Raw genomic sequence first — 15,431 nt, 5'->3', positions numbered from 1 at the left:
ACCATGTGACCACGCACAAGACCGCGAACGCAATATCTTGCCGACGTCTTGTCGGAATGTTCATGAGCCTCGGCGGACCCACCGCCGACCCGCGCCCGCTCAGGCGGACAGCACGCTCAGATCCGCCGCCGCCCAGCGCTCCCCGAGCCCGGTCACCGTCACATGCCGCACCTCGTCCGTCGTGTCACCGACGGCGCGGTGGATGACGACCTGGAGCCGCTCGTCGGTCAGCTCCTCGACCTTGCCCTCGCCCCACTCCACGACGATCACCGACTCGGGCAGCGAGACGTCGAGGTCGAGGTCCTCCATGTCGTCCAGGCCGCCGGACAGCCGGTAGGCGTCGACGTGGACGAGCGGCGGCCCGTCGCCGAGGGACGGGTGGACGCGGGCGATCACGAAGGTCGGGGACGTGACGGCTCCCCTGACCCCGAGCCCCTCGCCCAGCCCGCGTGTCAGCGTCGTCTTGCCCGCGCCGAGCTCCCCGCTGAGCATCACGAGGTCGCCGGCGCGCAGCAGCTTGGCAAGGCGACGGCCCAGCTCCCGCATCTGGTCGGGAGCGGTCACGGTCAGCTCTAGGTCACCCGCGTTGTGCGGTGCTGCTGGTGCTTCCATAGCCACTAACCGTAGCCCCTGCCGGCACGGCACCCGCCCGGGTGAGCAGGTCGGCCAGACGGTCGGTGACCACTTCCGGGTGCTCCAGCATCACCAGGTGCCCGGCGTCCGGCACGAGCACCAGCTCGGCCTCCGGCAGATGGTCGGCGATGGCCTCGCTGTGCTCACTGGGCGTGACGAGATCGCCCACGCCGGCCAGGACGAGCACCGGCATGTCCGTGAAGAGGGCGAGCGACTCGGTCTTGTCGTGGTCGGCGAAGGCCGGGTAGAACTCCGCGACCACGTCGATCGGCGTGCCCTCGATCATCCGCTCGGCGAACCGGGCGACGGCCGGGTCGACGTCCCGGGACGAGAACGAGTACCGCTTGATGATCCCGGCGAACAGGTCGGCGGTGGCCCGCCGTCCCCGCTCCACCAGCTCGGCCCGCTGCCCCAGCGCCTTGAGCACGCCCGGCAGCACGCGCCGCACCGCGTTCACTCCCGCGACGGGCAGCCCGAAGTTGACCTCGCCGAGCTTCCCGGACGACGTACCGACGAAGGCGGTGGCGACGACCCGGTCCTGGATCAGCTCCGGATACTGGTCGGCCAGCGCCATGATCGTCATCCCGCCCATGGAGTGCCCGACCAGCACGAGCGGCCCCTGCGGCGCGGCCGCGTCGATGACGGCCTTCAGGTCGCGCCCGAGCTGCTCGATGTCGACGTGCTTGCCCTCCTGCGTCTGGGCGACACCGCGCCCCGAGCGGCCGTGGCTGCGCTGGTCCCAGTGCACGGTGCGCACCACGCCCCTGAGCGCGGCGCGCTGGAAGTGCCAGGAGTCCTGGCTCAGGCAGTAGCCATGGCTGAAGACGACGGTGACGGGGGCGGGTGCCTTGCGCCCGAAGAGCCGTCGGCGGCGCGGGGTGAGGGCGGGGGCTGCCTCGGGGTCGATGTCGTCGACCTCGTAGTACAGCTCGGTGCCGTCGTCGGCCTGCGCCTTGCCGGGTGTGCCGCGCAGCGAGCCGTAGGGTCCCGCCGAGTCGAGGGCGAGTCTCGCCTTCTGCCGCATGCCGCGGCCCACGGTCATCCGCTCTATGGCGACGCCGGCGGCCGCGCCGGCCGCGATCACGCCTATCGCCGCACCGGCGATGCCGGTCGCCCTGCGCCAGTTCGCGGCCGCCCCCGTGGCGGAGGCGACGGCCGCGACGGCCTCCGCACTGCTCTCGCTCACGTACCGCTCCTCTTCGCTGGGTCTGGTGGTGCCGTTGTGACGTGGGTGGTGGATGGTGCCGGTGTTTCGATGCTGTGTCCCGCTACGGGATACCCGTCTCGTTCCTCATTCACTTAGCCGCATGCAGATGGACGCATCACATAGCCCGCATCACAGCGCCGCATCAGGTGGACGCATTCCTATAGACGCGTGGAACGCGCGTTCCGATCCGGGTGACGATTTCGTAGGCGATGGTGCCCGCCGCCTGGGCCCAGTCCTCGGCGGTGGGCTCACCGCGGTCGCCGGGCCCGAACAGCACGGCCTGCGCACCCGGATCGGGCTCGTCCCCGCCCAGGTCGACGACGAACTGGTCCATCGCGATCCGCCCCGCGACCGTGCGCCACTTGCCGCCGACCAGCACCGGCCCGGCGCCGGAGGCGTGCCGCGGGATGCCGTCGGCGTAGCCCAGCGGGACGAGGCCGAGGGTGGTCTCGCCCGGGGTGACGTAGCGATGGCCGTAGCTGACGCCATGGCCGCCCGGCACGTGCTTGACCAGCGCGAGGGACGCCGACAGCGTCATCACGGGACGCAGCCCGAAGTCGGCGGGGCTGCCCAGCTCGGGGCTGGGCGAGATGCCGTAGGTCGCGATGCCCGTGCGCACCAGGTCGAAGTGGCTCTCCGGGAGGGTGAGCGTGGCGGGCGAATTCGCGATGTGCCGCACCTCGGGCCGGGCGCCCCGCTCCTCGGCGTACGCCACCATCTCCCGGAAGCGGGAGAGCTGGGCGGCGATGGAGGGATGCCCGGGCTCGTCGGCGCAGGCGAAGTGCGACCACAGCCCGGTGATGCGGAGCAGCCCGTCGGCCTCGGCCTTCAGGGCCTCGCGGACCAGCTCGGCCCAGTCGTCACCCGGTTGGCAGCCGCCCCGCCCGAGCCCGGTGTCGGCCTTGAGCTGCACCCGCGCGGGGGCGCCGATCTGCCGGGCGGCCTCGGTGACCTCCTTCAGGGCCCACATCCCGCTGACCGAGACGTCGATGTCGGCCTCGATGGCCTCCTGCCAGGGCCCGCCCGGCGTCCACAGCCAGCACATCATCCGCATGCCGCGCAGCCCGGCGGCCCGCAGCACGAGGGCCTCCTCGGGTGTCGCCGTACCCAGCCAGGTGGCGCCCGCCTCGACGGCCGCGCGGGCACACTGCTGCGCCCCGTGGCCGTACGCGTCCGACTTCACGACGGCCATCAGGGCCGCGCGCGGCGCGAGGGCGCGCAGGGTCCGCACGTTGGCCCGCAGCGCGGCCAGATCGATCTCGGCGCGGGCTCGCAGGGGCGCGGTCCGCAGGGCTGTTGTCTCTGTCATCGCGCCCCCAGTGTCTCAGAGGGGTCCGACATCACCGCCGAGCCGGGACCCCTCGGCCGCCGACCGGCCTTAGCCTTCCGGCCGGTGCCCCCACACGTACACCCGGTCGCCCTTCTTCAGCACGCCCCACAGTTTGCGGGCCTCGTCGATGCGGAGGTTGACGCAGCCCATGGAGCCGACGGCGCTGAAGATGTTGCCGTAGACGCCGTGCAGGGCCTGGCCCCCGCTGAAGAACTGGGAGTAGGGCATGGGGCTGTTGTACAGCGTCGACACGTGGTTCTTGTGCCGCCAGTAGATCCGGTGCATGCCGCCCCGCGTGCCGTATCCCTCCCGCCCGCTGCGCACGTGCACGGGCCCGTACACGACCTTCTTGCCGTTCTGTACCCAGGCCAGCTGCCGGTCGAGATCGACGCAGGCCACGAGGTACGACCGCTGCGGGCACTTCTTGGCGGCGTTGGGGTTCTTCTTGGCGGAAGCGAGCTGCATGGTGGCCCATGTCACAGGACCGGCGTACCCGATGGCGGGCTTGATCCGGTGCTTCTTCTGGAAGGCGCGGATGGCCCGGCAGTCCGCCTCCGACTGCTCCCCGTCCACCTTCACCTTCAGCCATCCCTCGACCTGCCGCTGGCGGGGGCCCTCCCACTCGCTGCACTCCACGTCGCCGAGGGCGTCCATGGGATGGACCTCCTCCACGAGGTCGTACGTCCCGACGGGCGCTTTCCGCGGCTCGACGGCCTCCTCCTCGGGACTGGGTGTGTACACCTCCGGAGGCATGGCCTGGTCGGGTGTGTCGATCGGCTGCTGCCAGAGCGGGAGCGCGTTCAAAGGGAGGCCGGGCACGAGTTCCGTCTGCGGCCCGGAGGCCGGGGGCACGGGGTCCTCGGGGTCGGCCGAGGCACTGCCGATGGGCAACAGGGCGGCCCCTGCGAGCAGCACGGCGATGCTCCGGCATGCGATACGTCCGCTGATCATGGGCACAGGGAAGCGTGGGGGCCCGTCCCTTCGGGAGGCGCCGCGCTGCGGGGTCACTCTTTCGAGGGCCCCTTTTCGAGGACCCATAAGGTGCTCGGCATGAGCATCATCGGGGTCGGTATCGACGTGGCCGAGATCGACAGGTTCGAGGCGGCACTGGAGCGCACACCCGGGCTGGCCGAACGGCTGTTCCTGGAGAGCGAGTTGCTGCTGCCCAGCGGGGACCGCCGGGGCGTCGCCTCGCTCGCGGCCCGCTTCGCCGCCAAGGAGGCCCTCGCCAAGGCGCTGGGCGCGCCGGCGGGCCTGCTCTGGACGGACGCCGAGGTCTACGTCGAGGACAGCGGCCGGCCCCGCCTGCGGGTGACGGGGACGGTGGCGGCCCGCGCGGCCGAACTCGGCGTGCAGTCCTGGCATGTGTCGCTGAGCCACGACGCCGGGGTGGCGTCGGCGGTGGTCGTGGCGGAGGCCTGAGCCAAAAGCCACGGCAAAGCGTCAATGGATGCGACGCGCCTCGCCCGGTGCGCGAGACTCGATCGCATGCGGACTGCGTACGGCGTGGAGACGGTAAGGGCGGCCGAACGAGAGCTGATGGCACGGCTCCCGGACGGGACGCTGATGCAGCGGGCGGCGGCCGGACTCGCCGCGGCCTGCGCGGATCTACTGGGCCGGGTGTACGGCAGCCGGGTCGTGCTGCTGATCGGCAGCGGCGACAACGGCGGCGACGCCCTGTACGCCGGGGCCCGGCTGGCAAGGCGCGGAGCGGGGGTGTCGGCGGTACTGCTGTCGCCGGACCGGGCGCATGCCGAGGGCCTGGCGGCGCTGCGGCGGGCGGGTGGCCGCCCGGTCGGCATCGACGCGGCCGGGGACCTGCTCGACCGCGCGGACCTGATCCTGGACGGCATCGTCGGGATCGGCGGCAAGGGCGGCCTGCGACCGGAGGCGGTACCACTGGCGGACGCGGCGGCGCGGTCGAGGGCCGCGGTCGTCGCCGTGGACCTGCCGAGCGGCGTGGACGTCGACACGGGCGAGGTACGCGGCACGGCGATGCGGGCCGACCTCACCGTCACTTTCGGCACGCACAAGCCGGGCCTGCTGATCGATCCGGCGCGGGAGTACGCCGGTGTGGTGCGGCTGGTGGACATCGGACTGGCGCTGCCGGCGGACGCGGTGGAGCTGGAGGCACTCCAACACGCGGACGTGGCAAGGCTGTTGCCGCTGCCCGCGGCGGAGTCGGACAAGTACCGGCGAGGCGTCGTCGGCATCGCGGCCGGCTCGCCGCGCTACCCGGGCGCGGCCGTACTGGCCGTGGCGGGCGCGCTGCGGGGCGGGGCGGGGGCCGTACGGTACGTCGGCCCGGCCGGGGACGCGGTGATCTCCCGGTTCCCCGAGACGCTGGTGTCGGACCGGGGGCCGAAGAAGGCGGGGCGCGTGCAGGCCTGGGTCGTCGGCCCGGGCGCCGGGGACGACGCGGCAACCGTGGCGGAGGTGCTGGCGACGGACGTACCGGTGCTGCTCGACGCGGACGGGCTGCGGCTGGCGGACGCGGAGGCGGTACGGGGCCGTACGGCACCGACCCTGATGACCCCGCACGCCGGGGAGGCGGCGGCGCTGCTCGGTGTCTCCCGGGAGGAGGTCGAGGGGGCCCGGCTGGCTTCGGTACGGGAGTTGGCGGCGCGGTATGCGGCGACCGTGCTGTTGAAGGGCTCGACGACGCTGGTGGCGGACGCGGGCGGCACCGGGGCCGTCCGGGTGAACCCGACGGGAACGTCCTGGCTGGCGACGGCCGGCAGCGGCGATGTGCTGTCGGGATTGGCGGGATCACTGCTGGCGACGGGGCTCCCGCCATTCGATGCTGCGAGCGTGGCGGCGTACCTCCACGGCCTGTCGGCGAGATTCACGTCGGACGGGGCGCCGTTGGGGGCGCACGACGTGGCTGAGGGGATTCCGGATGCTTGGCGGGATGTACGGGGTTGAGGGGAACGCGTTAGGCCGCCGGGGAGGGGCGTTTCCAGGCCGGGTGCCTGGCGGGACGTACGAGGCTGAGGCGAGCGCGTCGGCGAATCCGCGCCGGATGCCCGGTGGGACGTACGGGATTGAGGCCGGCGCGTCAGGACGCCGACTGTCCGCGATTGTGTGCCGGGCACCCGGCCGGGCCGTCGTATGAGGGCGATCGTCGTGGGGGCCGGAATCGGTGGACTGGCCGCGACGCTGAGTCTGCGCCGGGCGGGTTGGGAGGTCACGCTCGTCGAGCAGACACCCCGCTTCGCCGAGGTCGGCGCCGGCATCCAGCTCGCGCCGAACGCCACGCGGGTGCTGCGCCGGCTGGACGTGCTCGACGCGGTCGCCGCGCAGGCCTCCCACCCCTCCCACATCAGCTTCCGCACCTGGTCCGACGGGTCGGAGATCTGCCGCTACACGACGGGCCGCGAGGCCGAGGAGGAGTTCGGGGGGCCGTACCTCCTGCTCCACCGCGCCGATCTGCACCAGGCCCTGGCCGCCGCGGTACCGCCCGAGTCGGTGCGCCTGGACACGACGGTCGTCGACATCACCCAGGACGACGACTGCGCGCACGTCACGACGGCGACCGGTGAACGCCTGCGCGCGGACCTGGTGGTGGCCGCGGACGGCATCCGCTCCGCCGCCCGCCAGTGGCTCTTCGGCGAGGACGAGGCGGTGTTCTCGGGAACCGCCGCGTACCGGGCCCTGCTCCCGTCCGCCGAGGTGGCCGACCTGGGCCTGCCCCCGCTCGGCGTCTGGCTCGGCCCGGACCGCCACTTCGTCCACTACTGGGTACGCCGCGGCGAACTGCTCAACGTCGTGGGCGTGTTCGCCACGAAGGCGGCGGCACAGGAGTCCTGGACCGCTCGGGCGGAACCCGGAGAGCAGCTGCGCGAGTTCGCGGGCTGGGACTCCCGGGTACGACGCGTCCTCGAACGCGCGGGCCAGGTGCTCCGCTACGGCATCTACACCCGGGCCCCGCTGGCCCGTTGGAACGTGGGCCGGGTGACCCTCCTCGGCGACAGCGCCCACGCGATGACCCCGTTCCAGGCCCAGGGCGCGGCCCAGGCGATCCTGGACGCGGCGGCACTGGGAGACGCCGTCACGGACACGACGTCGGCCGAAGTCGCCTCCGCCCTCGACCGCTACGTCGGCCGCCGGCTCCCGACCGCCACGAGCACGCAGGCCGGCTCGACCCGGGCGGGCAGGGACTTCCACCTGCCGGACGGCCCGGAGGCGGAGGCGAGAAACGCGCGCATGGTGGTGCACGCGGCGGAGAACAGGTTCATGCCGCAGGCGGCGGCGTGGAGGAGGAGGGACGGGCTGGACGACGAGCCGGGACGCTGAGCCCGCTCACTCCACCGTCACGGACTTCGCGAGGTTCCGAGGCTGATCCACCTCGTTCCCCCGGGCGGTGGCCAGCTCGCACGCGAAGACCTGCAGCGGCACCGTCGCCACCATCGGCTGAAGCAACGTCGGCGTGGCCGGAATCCGGATCAGGTGATCCGCGTACGGCACCACCGCCTCGTCCCCCTCCTCCGCGATGACGATCGTCCGCGCACCGCGGGCCCGAATCTCCTGGATGTTGGACACGATCTTGTCGTGCAGAACCGACCGCCCCCGAGGCGACGGCACCACGACAACCACCGGCAGATCGTCCTCGATCAGCGCGATCGGCCCATGCTTCAACTCCCCCGCCGCAAACCCCTCGGCATGCATGTAGGCGAGCTCCTTCAGCTTCAGCGCCCCCTCCAGCGCCACCGGATATCCCACATGCCGCCCGAGGAACAGCACCGTCTTCTTCGCGGCCAGCGACCGCGCCAGCTCCCGCACCGGCTCCATGGTCTCCAGCACCCGCTCCACCTCACCGGAGATGTGCGACAGATCCCGGATGACGGCCCCGATCTCGTCACCCCACTTGGTGCCCCGCACCTGCCCCAGATACAGCGCGACGAGATAGCAGGCCACCAACTGTGTCAGAAACGCCTTCGTCGAGGCGACGGCGACCTCGGGCCCGGCATGCGTATACAGCACCGCATCCGACTCACGCGGAATCGTCGACCCGTTGGTGTTGCAGATCGCCAGCACCTTGGCGCCCTGTTCACGGGCGTGCCGGAGCGCCATGAGGGTGTCCATGGTTTCGCCGGACTGGGAGATGGCGATGACGAGGGTCTGGTGATCGAGGATCGGATCCCGGTACCGGAACTCACTGGCCAATTCCACCTCGCACGGAACCCGGGTCCAGTGCTCGATGGCGTACTTGGCGATCAGCCCGGCGTGAAAGGCCGTACCGCAGGCGATGATGACGACCTTGTCGACTTCCCGCAGCTCGGAGGCGCTGATCCGCACCTCGTCCAGCGTCAGCGAACCGGACGCGTCGATACGCCCCAGCAACGTATCGGCGACCGCCTTGGGCTGCTCGGCGATCTCCTTGAGCATGAAGTAGTCATAGCCCCCCTTTTCCGCGGCGGCGGCGTCCCAGTCGATGCGATACGACCGCACCTGCGCCGGACGCCCGTCGAACCCGGTGACGGTCACCCCGTCCCGCCGCAGCTCCACGACCTGGTCCTGCCCCAGCTCGATCGCCGACCGCGTGTGATCGATGAACGCGGCGACGTCCGAGGCGAGAAAGGCCTCACCCTCCCCAACGCCCACCACGAGCGGCGAGTTCCGTCGCGCCCCGACGACCACGTCCGGGTCGTCGGCGTGCACCGCCACGAGCGTGAACGCGCCGTCCAGCCGCCGGCACACCAGCCGCATGGCCTCGGCGAGATCGGCACAGACGGAGAACTCCTCGGCCAGCAGATGCGCGACGACCTCGGTGTCGGTCTCGGAGGCCAGCTCGTGCCCACGCTCCTCCAACTCGGCGCGCAGAGAGGCGAAGTTCTCGATGATGCCGTTGTGCACGACGGCCACCCGTCCGGCATTGTCGAGATGCGGATGAGCATTCGCGTCGGTCGGCCCCCCGTGCGTGGCCCACCGTGTATGCCCGATCCCCGTGGTCCCGGTCGGCAACGGCCGCTGCGTCAACTCCTTCTCCAGATTGACCAGCTTGCCCGCCTTCTTCGCGCCGGCCAGCCCTCCGTCCGCGAGCACGGCAACCCCCGCCGAGTCGTACCCCCGGTACTCCAGCCGCCTCAGCCCGGCCGTCACAACCTCAAGCGCCGACTGCGACCCCACGTATCCCACGATTCCGCACATGCGCGGCAGCCTACGACCAAATCAGCGCCCGAAAGGGCAACAGCGTGCCCGAAATCGGAAATCCACACCGCAGTACGAACGCCTCGACAACCCTCACGTCTTGGCCCGATAGGCCCGCATGGCCAACGGATAGAACACCACCGCGATCCCGGCCGCCCAGACCAACGACCACAGAACCGGCTCAGCCACAGGCCCGCCCAGCAACAACCCCCGGAACGCGTCCGAAAGATGCGTCACCGGATTCACGTCGCTCCACGCCTGCAGCCATCCCGGCATGGTGTCCACCATCACGAACGCGCTGCTCGTGAAGGTGATCGGGAAGATGATCGTGAAGGCGAAGGCCTGCACCTTCTCCGCGTCCCCGGCGAGCATCCCGATGAGCACCGCGCCCCACGACACCGCCGCCGCGAACACGACCACGAGCAGTGTCCCGAGCAGGAACCCGCCGAACCCGCCCGTGATCCGGAAGCCGAGGAGCAGACCGAGGCCGATCATCAGCAGCAGCGCCCAGACATGCTTGGCGAGGTCCGCGGTGATGCGGCCGACGAGCGGGGCGGAGCGGGCGATCGGGAGGCTGCGCAGACGGTCGAAGACGCCCTTGGTGAGGTCGGTGTTCAACGCCATCGCCGTGTACATCGTCATGAACAACGTGTTCTGGACGATGATCCCCGGCAGCGCGTACTTCAGATACGCCTCGGGCGACCCGGCCATCTGCCCGCCCAGCACGAACGTGAAGAGGAACACGAACATGATGGGCGTGATGCTGTAGTCGACCAGCTCCAGCGGGTTGTGCTTGACCGCGACCAGACTCCGCCAGGCCATCGTGAAGGTCTGCCGCAGCCCGTCCATCGGCCGCACGCGCCCCGACTTGGTGAGGGGCGCCGTGACGGTCGTGGCGGTCATGACCGGCTCACCGCCTTCTCCAGCTCACTCACCTCGTCGTCCCGAACGGCCGCCCCGCCGTCTCCCTCCGCCTCGCCCGGCTCGGCCCGGTGCCCGGTCAGCGCCAGGAACACCTCGTCCAGCGACGAACGCCGCAGCGCCAGCTCCCCCACCGCGATGCCCTCCCGGTCCAGCGTGCGCACGACGGCCGGCATCAGCTCGGGCTCCTTCACCGGCGCGGTGATCATCTCGCCCTCGATCCGGGCCTGCGGACCGGCCGCCCCGGCCACCAGCACATGCGCCCGCGCGAGGTCCTGCCCCAGCACCGGCCTCAGCTCCAGCACCTGCCCGCCGACCTGGGACTTCAGCTCGTCGGGCGTGCCCTTGGCGATCACCCGCCCCTTGTCGATCACCACGATGTCGTCGGCGAGCACATCGGCCTCGTTCAGATACTGCGTGGTCAGCAGGGCCGTGGCACCGTCCGCGACCAGTCCCCGCAGCAGGTCCCGCAGCTCACCGCGACTGTGCGGGTCCAGGCCGGTCGTCGGTTCGTCGAGGAAGAGGATGCTGGGCCGGCCCACCAGGCTGGCCGCGAGGTCCAGGCGCCTGCGCATCCCGCCCGAGTACGTCTTCGCGGCCCGCCCGGCCGCGTCCGACAGCTGGAAGCGCTCCAGCAGCTCGGCCGCCCGAGCCCGCGCCTCCCGGCGTGGCAGCCCCAGCAGACGCCCGATGAGCAGCAGGTTCTCCGTGCCGGTCAGGTTCTCGTCCACGGCCGCGTACTGCCCGGTCAGCCCGACCATGGCCCGGACGGCGCCGGCCTCCCGGACCACGTCGTGACCGGCCACGTGTGCCCTGCCCCCGTCGGGCCGAAGGAGCGTCGCGAAGATCCGCACCGCGGTCGTCTTCCCCGCGCCGTTGGGCCCCAGCAGGCCGAGCACCGAGCCCCTGCGGGCCGCCAGGTCGACCCCGGCCAGCGCTTCGGTCTCCTTGAACCGCTTGACCAGGCCTTCCGCCTCTATCGCATACGTCGTCATGGGTCACCCCTCGGGGTTCGTGGACCCGTGGACCCCGGCCCGGGCCCACCTCTTCCACAACTGTGACGCACGCCACTGACATTCCGCGCCTTGTCTGGATTTCCCCCAAAAGCCATCGAGTGACGGATCCCACCCCGCCGTCCGTTCGTACTCCCGTAACAATGGACTGTGATCTCTCCGGTCTCCTCGATACCCCGGAGCGCCCACCGGCAGCGGCCGGAGGCGACTCCCTACGTGGACCTCACCCGCTCGGAGTGGAGCGCGCTGCGGGACAAGACCCCGCTGCCGCTCACCGCGGAGGAGGTCGAGAAGCTGCGCGGCCTCGGCGATGTCATCGACCTCGACGAGGTGCGGGACATCTACCTCCCGCTCTCCCGCCTGCTCAACCTCTACGTCGGCGCCACCGACGGCCTCAGAGGCGCGCTGAACACCTTCCTCGGCGAACAGGGCTCCCAGTCCGGCACCCCGTTCGTCATAGGGGTCGCCGGCTCGGTAGCCGTGGGCAAGTCCACGGTCGCCCGCCTCCTGCAGGCCCTGCTCTCGCGCTGGCCCGAGCACCCGCGCGTGGAGCTGGTCACCACCGACGGCTTCCTGCTGCCCACGAAGGAGCTCCAGGCTCGCGGCCTGATGTCGCGCAAGGGTTTCCCGGAGTCCTTCGACCGCCGCGCCCTCACCCGCTTCGTCGCCGACATCAAGGCGGGCAAGGACGAGGTCACGGCACCCGTCTACTCCCACCTGATCTACGACATCGTCCCGGACCAGCGCCTCACCGTCCGCCGCCCCGACATCCTGATCGTCGAGGGCCTGAACGTCCTGCAGCCCGCCCTCCCCGGCAAGGACGGCCGCACCCGGGTCGGCCTCGCCGACTACTTCGACTTCAGCGTGTACGTCGACGCCCGCACCGAGGACATCGAGCACTGGTACCTCAACCGCTTCAAGCGACTGCGCGAGACCGCCTTCCAGAACCCCTCCTCGTACTTCCGCAAGTACACCCAGGTGTCCGAGGACGAAGCCCTCGACTACGCCCGCACGATGTGGCGCACGATCAACAAACCCAACCTGGTCGAGAACATCGCCCCCACCCGCGGCCGAGCCACTCTGGTCGTCCGCAAGGGCCCGGACCACAAGGTGCAGCGGCTGAGCCTGCGCAAGTTGTGACGGCTAACCTGCCCCCATGCTGCACCTGCGCCTGATCACACCGGCCGACAAGACCGACGCGGTGGTCCGCCTGATCGAGGGGACGGTGGGGACGACCCACCTCGCCGTCCTGCCGGGCGCCGCCCGCAACCCCGTAGGGGACCTGGTCCTGTGTGACGTGGCGCGCGAGGCTGGCGACGAACTCCTCACCAGCCTCCAGCAGTTGGGCATCGAGGAGTCCGGCTCCATCGCCGTCGAGAACATCGACCTGTCGCTGTCCAAGCGGGCAGACAAGGCCGAGGAGGAGGCGCCGGGCGAGGGTGCGGACGCGGTGCTCTGGGAGCACCTGACGGAGGCGACGCACGAGGAGTCGACCCTCTCCGTCACCTACCTCGCGTTCATCACGCTCGCCACGATGATCGCGGCCTGCGGTGTCGTGCTCGACAACGCGATCCTGATCGTGGGCGCGATGGCGGTCGGCCCGGAGTTCGGGCCGTTGGCGGGCTTCAGCACGGCGATCGTCCAGCGGGCGCCCCGCCTGGCGCTGCGCTCGTTGAACGCGCTGCTGGTGGGCTTCGCCGTGGCCATGGTGGTGACGGTGGGCTTCAGCTACTTCATGGACGGCGTGAATCTGTTCAGCGTCGAGCAACTGGACGCCGAACGTCCCAACACGAACTTCATCTACCGGCCCGACTGGTTCTCGTTCGTCGTGGCCGTCCTGGCGGGCTGCGCGGGCACCCTGTCCCTGACCTCGTCCAAGTCGGGCGCCCTCGTCGGCGTCGCCATCTCGGTGACCACCGTCCCGGCGGCCGCGAACGCGGCGGTGGCCTTCAGCTACGGCGAGTACAAGCAGGCCTGGGGCTCCACCGAACAGCTCCTGCTGAACCTGCTCGGCATCGTCCTGGCCGGCACGCTCACACTGCTGGCCCAGAAATGGCTGTGGACCAGGCAGCGCGAGCGTACGGCGAAGGCGGGCGGCGTCTAGAAGCGACGCTCGCAGTCCGCGGCGATGCTGTCACCGGCGTCGCGGAACACCACGTCGGAGCCGCCGTTGCAGCTCACCGTGTCACCGGGCATGCCGTCGTTCACGCCGATCGTGTCGCCGCCGCTGCCGGTCGCCACGGTGTCGACGCCCGGGCCCGCATCGACGGTGGTCCGCAGCGTGACCATCCCCTGGAAGCTGTCGTTCCCGTCGGCCAGTCCGATCGCGAGCCGCCCGACGGTGGCGGCGCTGCCGCAGTCGGCGCTCGTGGCCGACAGCCGGGTGCACCCCGGTCCCACCGCGACGCCCGTGGTGTCCATGAGGACCAGACGACCACTGACGACGCTGGCCGTCATGTGGTTGGCCACTCCGGCCCGCGCGCTGAGGAAGGCGGTGCCGAATACCCGGAACGCGGTGGAGCCGGGGGTCTGGGCCGCCGCCGGGGTGGCGAGAGCGGTCACGACGAGACCGGCGGCCAGGGCCGGACCGACCCCTCGCTTCAGGGTGCTGCTCACGATCTTCATGCGGTGTTTCCCTCTTTCGTCCGGGCAGCCCCCTCAACGAAAGTGAAACAATCAGTCACCGGTAGCGCACTCTTTGTTGCGCCGCCGGGGCAGGAGGACGGATCCGCCCCGGACGGCTTTGCGCGTCCGCGGAACTAACCCAGAGCCGACTTCACGGCATCGGCCAGCCGCCCCGCCACCGACCGGGCCTGATCGATGTCCGCGGCCTCGACCATCACACGCACCAACGGCTCGGTGCCCGACGGCCGGAGCAACACCCGCCCGGTGGACCCGAGTTCCCGCTCGGCCTCCGTGACCGCCGACGCGAGCTCCGCCGACGTCTTCACCCGCGACCTGTCCACGTCGGGCACATTGATCAGCACCTGCGGCAGCCGCTCCATGACGGACGCGAGGTCCTTGAGCGTACGGCCGGTCTGCGCGACCCGCGCCGCCAGCAGAAGCCCGGTCAGCGTGCCGTCGCCGGTGGTGGCGTGATCGAGGATGATGACGTGCCCGGACTGCTCGCCGCCCAGGGCGAACCCGTGCTCCTTCATCTCCTCCAGCACATACCGGTCGCCGACCGCGGTCTGCACCAGGGCGATGCCCTCACGCTCCATGGCGAGCTTGAACCCGAGGTTGGACATCACGGTCGCAACGACCGTCCCGGCCCGCAGCTCGGACCGCTCCCGCATCGCGAGCGCGAGCACGGCGAGGATCTGGTCGCCGTCCACTTCCGCACCGGTGTGGTCGACGGCGAGGCAACGGTCGGCGTCACCGTCGTGCGCGATACCGAGGTCGGCACCGTGCTCCGCCACCGCGGCCTTCAGCTTGTCCAGATGCGTGGAACCGCAGCCGTCGTTGATGTTGAGCCCGTCGGGCTCGGCCCCGATGGTGACGATCTCGGCCCCGGCCCGCGTGAACGCCTCGGGAGAGACCCCCGCGGCCGCGCCGTGCGCCTCGTCGAGGACGACCTTCAGCCCGTCCAGCGGGTTGGGCAGCACGCCGAGGAGGTGGGCGACGTACTCTTCGAACCCCTGGTCATAGGACCGCACACGCCCGACGGCCGAACCCGTGGGCCGCTCCCACGGCTCACCGTGCCGATGCTCGTCGTAGACGGTCTCGATACGGTCCTCCAGCTCGTCGGCGAGCTTGTGACCGCCGCGGGCGAAGAACTTGATGCCGTTGTCGGGCATGGCGTTGTGGCTGGCGGAGAGCATGACGCCGAGGTCGGCGCCGAGCGCGCCTGTGAGGAACGCCACCGCCGGCGTCGGCAGCACACCGACGCGCAGGACGTCCACGCCGGCGCTCGCGAGGCCCGCGACCACGGCGGCCTCCAGGAACTCCCCGGACGCGCGCGGGTCTCTTCCGACCACCGCAGTCGCCCGGTGGCCCTCGAAGGTGCCCGCCTCGGCCAGTACGTGCGCCGCCGCCACGGACAGTCCGAGCGCCATCTCGGCCGTCAGATCCGCGTTGGCGACACCACGCACGCCGTCCGTGCCGAAGAGTCGTCCCACTTGTCCTCCTGAGGAAACATCAGTTCCGGATGCGGAGCCGGCGCACGCTGTAGCGCACA

At 71.1% G+C, this 15,431-nt stretch carries 14 protein-coding genes; 5 read left to right on the top strand and 9 right to left on the bottom strand.

The window, feature by feature from the left end; genetic code table 11:
• Positions 1–99: 99 nt before the first annotated feature.
• From tsaE to OG254_RS29540, 4 genes are all read right to left on the bottom strand, one after another.
• On the bottom strand, positions 100–612 hold the full coding sequence (gene tsaE, locus OG254_RS29555; protein ID WP_351196211.1) for a tRNA (adenosine(37)-N6)-threonylcarbamoyltransferase complex ATPase subunit type 1 TsaE: 513 nt from the start codon (positions 610–612) through the stop codon (positions 100–102).
• The gene (locus OG254_RS29550; protein ID WP_405587505.1) at positions 578–1,819 is read right to left on the bottom strand and encodes an alpha/beta fold hydrolase; all 1,242 of its coding nucleotides are present in this window, start codon (positions 1,817–1,819) and stop codon (positions 578–580) included. Before OG254_RS29550 ends, tsaE begins: the two co-directional genes overlap by 35 nt.
• 163 nt (positions 1,820–1,982) lie before the next feature.
• The gene (gene alr, locus OG254_RS29545; protein ID WP_405587502.1) at positions 1,983–3,149 is read right to left on the bottom strand and encodes an alanine racemase; all 1,167 of its coding nucleotides are present in this window, start codon (positions 3,147–3,149) and stop codon (positions 1,983–1,985) included.
• Positions 3,150–3,218: 69 nt separating this feature from the next.
• Positions 3,219–4,121, bottom strand: coding sequence for a L,D-transpeptidase family protein (locus OG254_RS29540; RefSeq protein ID WP_351196217.1), 903 nt, complete (start codon positions 4,119–4,121; stop codon positions 3,219–3,221).
• Positions 4,122–4,220: 99 nt separating this feature from the next.
• Here OG254_RS29540 and OG254_RS29535 point away from each other — a divergent pair, with 99 nt between their 5' ends.
• The 3 genes from OG254_RS29535 (at position 4,221) to OG254_RS29525 (ending at position 7,466) form a co-directional block, all read left to right on the top strand.
• The gene (locus OG254_RS29535) at positions 4,221–4,592 is read left to right on the top strand and encodes a holo-ACP synthase (RefSeq protein WP_405587499.1); all 372 of its coding nucleotides are present in this window, start codon (positions 4,221–4,223) and stop codon (positions 4,590–4,592) included.
• 66 nt (positions 4,593–4,658) lie between these two features.
• Positions 4,659–6,095, top strand: coding sequence for an NAD(P)H-hydrate dehydratase (locus OG254_RS29530; RefSeq protein WP_405587497.1), 1,437 nt, complete (start codon positions 4,659–4,661; stop codon positions 6,093–6,095).
• A 186-nt stretch (positions 6,096–6,281) separates the two neighbouring features.
• Positions 6,282–7,466: an FAD-dependent monooxygenase gene (locus tag OG254_RS29525; RefSeq protein WP_405587494.1), complete on the top strand. Its 1,185-nt coding sequence runs from the start codon at positions 6,282–6,284 to the stop codon at positions 7,464–7,466.
• Between the two features lie 6 nt (positions 7,467–7,472).
• On the opposite strand, the gene glmS is transcribed toward OG254_RS29525, so the two are convergent.
• From glmS to OG254_RS29510, 3 genes are all read right to left on the bottom strand, one after another.
• Positions 7,473–9,320 (bottom strand): glutamine--fructose-6-phosphate transaminase (isomerizing), encoded by a 1,848-nt coding sequence (gene glmS, locus OG254_RS29520; protein WP_405587491.1) that lies wholly within the window; start codon positions 9,318–9,320, stop codon positions 7,473–7,475.
• 93 nt (positions 9,321–9,413) lie between these two features.
• Entirely contained in the window at positions 9,414–10,223 is an 810-nt protein-coding gene (locus OG254_RS29515; RefSeq protein WP_405587488.1) for an ABC transporter permease, read from the bottom strand.
• On the bottom strand, positions 10,220–11,236 hold the full coding sequence (locus tag OG254_RS29510; protein WP_405587485.1) for an ATP-binding cassette domain-containing protein: 1,017 nt from the start codon (positions 11,234–11,236) through the stop codon (positions 10,220–10,222). The genes OG254_RS29515 and OG254_RS29510 overlap by 4 nt, the downstream gene beginning before the upstream one ends.
• Before the next feature lie 168 nt (positions 11,237–11,404).
• Here OG254_RS29510 and coaA point away from each other — a divergent pair, with 168 nt between their 5' ends.
• Entirely contained in the window at positions 11,405–12,394 is a 990-nt protein-coding gene (gene coaA / locus OG254_RS29505) for a type I pantothenate kinase (RefSeq protein WP_405587482.1), read from the top strand.
• A 16-nt stretch (positions 12,395–12,410) separates the two neighbouring features.
• On the top strand, positions 12,411–13,358 hold the full coding sequence (locus tag OG254_RS29500) for a DUF389 domain-containing protein (RefSeq protein ID WP_405587479.1): 948 nt from the start codon (positions 12,411–12,413) through the stop codon (positions 13,356–13,358).
• Here the strand turns inward: OG254_RS29500 and OG254_RS29495 are convergent.
• Both OG254_RS29495 and glmM read right to left on the bottom strand, forming a co-directional pair.
• On the bottom strand, positions 13,355–13,879 hold the full coding sequence (locus tag OG254_RS29495; protein ID WP_405587476.1) for a hypothetical protein: 525 nt from the start codon (positions 13,877–13,879) through the stop codon (positions 13,355–13,357). The two genes, OG254_RS29500 and OG254_RS29495, sit on opposite strands and share 4 nt — an antisense overlap.
• 134 nt (positions 13,880–14,013) lie before the next feature.
• Complete coding sequence (gene glmM, locus OG254_RS29490) at positions 14,014–15,372, bottom strand: phosphoglucosamine mutase (RefSeq protein ID WP_405587473.1); 1,359 nt, start codon at positions 15,370–15,372, stop codon at positions 14,014–14,016.
• Between the last annotated feature and the right edge of the window lie 59 nt (positions 15,373–15,431).

It is taken from the genome of Streptomyces sp. NBC_01092 (genome assembly GCF_045039535.1).
In the GTDB taxonomy this organism is placed as follows: domain Bacteria; phylum Actinomycetota; class Actinomycetes; order Streptomycetales; family Streptomycetaceae; genus Streptomyces.
Note: the sequence above shows the minus strand (reverse complement) of the source record. Positions and strands in the feature narration are given on the sequence as shown.